The organism is Bartonella sp. AC62GZZY (assembly GCF_042196525.1).
GTDB lineage: Bacteria > Pseudomonadota > Alphaproteobacteria > Rhizobiales > Rhizobiaceae > Bartonella.
The window spans coordinates 6,014-8,579 of record NZ_JBHIQN010000023.1; the positions used below are offsets into that span (position 1 = coordinate 6,014).

Genomic DNA, 2,566 nt, shown 5'->3' on the forward strand with positions numbered 1-2,566 from the left:
TTACCATTTGTTGTTAGAGCAACATCTGTAACCTTAATATGCCCACCGCTTTTTGCAAGCACTGCCATGTTTGCAGCAGTTACAGTTCCTCCCGTCATTGTGATGGTACCACTATTTTCTGCGCCAAGGCCAGTTACAGCATTATTAATCGTTGTTTTCCCATGTAATTCAATTAAGCTGTTAGGATCAGTGGAGGCTGCACCGTATCCGTTACCATCTATTGTTGTTAGTATTACATCCGTGACATCAATATATCCGCCGTTCTTTGCAAATAATGCTGCGCTTTTTCCAGTTACAGTTCCTTCCGTCATCATGATGACACCTCTGTTTTCTGTATAAAGCCCGATAAAAGCATTATTAATCGTTGTTTTCCCATACAATTCAATCAAGCTGTAAGGATCTGTGGAAGCTGCTCCGTTTCCGTTACCATCTGTTGTTGTTAAAACAACATTTTCGCCTCTAATATATCCACCGTTCACTGCCAATAATGCTCTGTTCCCCCCAGTCACTATTCCTCCCATCATTGTGATTGTGGAGAATAAACCGTCTGCATAGAGTCCATCGCCATAAGATGATGTAACTTGAACGCTGCCTTTTTGACTATTGGCTAAAGTAATGATGCTGCCTTCCGTAACGTATAGCCCAGCGTGTTCTCCATTATATTCTCCTCCTAATATCGCTATTTGAGAATGACCTTCTGCGGATATGCTGGTTTCTGCTTGGGTAATGGTTACATTTTCTAAAGTGACTTGACTTCCAGCAAAGGCTGTTATTCCTGTGTATAAAAACTCTTCATTTACCAATTCATTTTCTAATTCACTTTCCCAGCCAGCGTCTAATTCATTGTCCGATGTTTTTGCATTTGCTAGCTTGTCTTGATCACTTATGCTGGTGTTTGCATAAGTAATTGTTACATTTTCTAGCTTGTTTTTTTTGCTCTTACTTTCATTGAAGAATGCGCCAGTTTCAAAAGCTTTAATGGTTCCTCCTGTCATTGTGATTGTGCCACTGTTTTCTGCATAAAGCCCAATTACAGCATCATTAATTACCGTATTTCCATGCAATTCAATTTTACTGTTAACATCATTGGCTATTGCACCGATTCCGGTGCCATCTGTTTTTAAAGTAACATCTGAGATGTCAATATGTCCGCCATTTTCTGCAAGCAATGCTGTGCTTCTTCCAGTTATTGCTCCACCAGTCATTGTGATTGTAGATTGTTCACCATTTGCATAAAGTCCATCACCATGGGATGATGTAACTTGAACACTGCTTTTTTTGTTATCGGCTAATTCGCTATAAGTTAAAGTAATAGCGCTGCCTCCTGTAGCGGATATTCCTTTGAGTTCTCCATCAAATGCTCCTCCTAATATCGTTATTTCAGAATGATCATTTGCAAATATACTGGTGTTTGCTTGTGTAATCGTTACGTTTTCTAAAGTAACTTTGCTTTTGTTGTCGGCATTTATTCCCTCGTCCATGAAGTGGTCGTCTTTACCGCTTGATATTGTTACACCTTCCAGCTTGTTTTTATCATTCATACTGTTTTCGAAGAAAGCGCCAATTTCAGAAACCGTAATAATGCCTCCAGTCATTTTGATTGTAGCACCATCTTTTGCATTAAGACCAAGACGAATGTCAAAATCAGTTCCTTTAATGGCTGTGTCTTGCAGGAATGTAATCGCACTGCCAAGACCGTCAGCTGTTACAGCATAAATATCTGTGTCTTTATTCCCAACCACAGTTAAATGTGTGCCAGTGATTTCTCCGTTGTCTTTCGCATTAATCATCTCATACGTTGTATTAGATACTTCTTTTTTCTCGCCGGAAACTTCAAGAGTTTCAGCATATACATTGAGATGGGTGTTGAATAGCATGACAGCTATGACAGCCGTGCAGGATAAAAGGGACTTTTTACACATCAAGATTTCCTAAATTATAAGTAAATTATAAGTGCCACACACTCTTCCCCCGCTTATAAGAAGGATATCAAATGGATGGGTATTTTAGAGATGGAACGTGATAGGCGATTTTTATTTTTATGTAAAGTATAAAATAAATTATATATTTAATATATAATGAATTATATTTTAAATTCATTTTGTTCTAAAATAAATATATTATGTTAATATTATATAAGTATTATAAGTTTTTCTATTCAAGATATGTGTTATGTTTGCATAAAACTTGTTGCTTATGCTTAAAGAAAAGAAGTAGGCAAGAAAATTTCAAAAAACTGTATGCTTGAGCCTGATAGAGATCTCTTTCAACATCATAAACAAAGCTAATACCATAGCTTTCATGTTTTCCTTTAATACGGTTACGATGAAATAGCGTTCATTGATTTTTCAATCGACTTTTAGTTTTTTTCAAGGGAAATTTTTACTAGTTGAAAGCGCGATATTTTATTGTCTTGAAGTTTTCTAACTAATTTTCTCAAAGAGAAATGTTGGCGATGTGTATTAGTAGAGAAGAATAGAGGAGAGATAAAAAGGCAACACGATGTGCTGCCTTTTTTGTTAATGCATAGAAAAGAAATACGCTATTTTTACAGCCTTGTATTAAA

General features: G+C 36.6%; 1 pseudogene. It reads right to left on the reverse strand.

The annotated features are described in order from the left end of the window. Nucleotides 1-1,742, reverse strand: a pseudogene (locus ACFIML_RS08455) (autotransporter outer membrane beta-barrel domain-containing protein); the annotation flags it as partial. Nucleotides 1,743-2,566 lie beyond the last annotated feature (824 nt).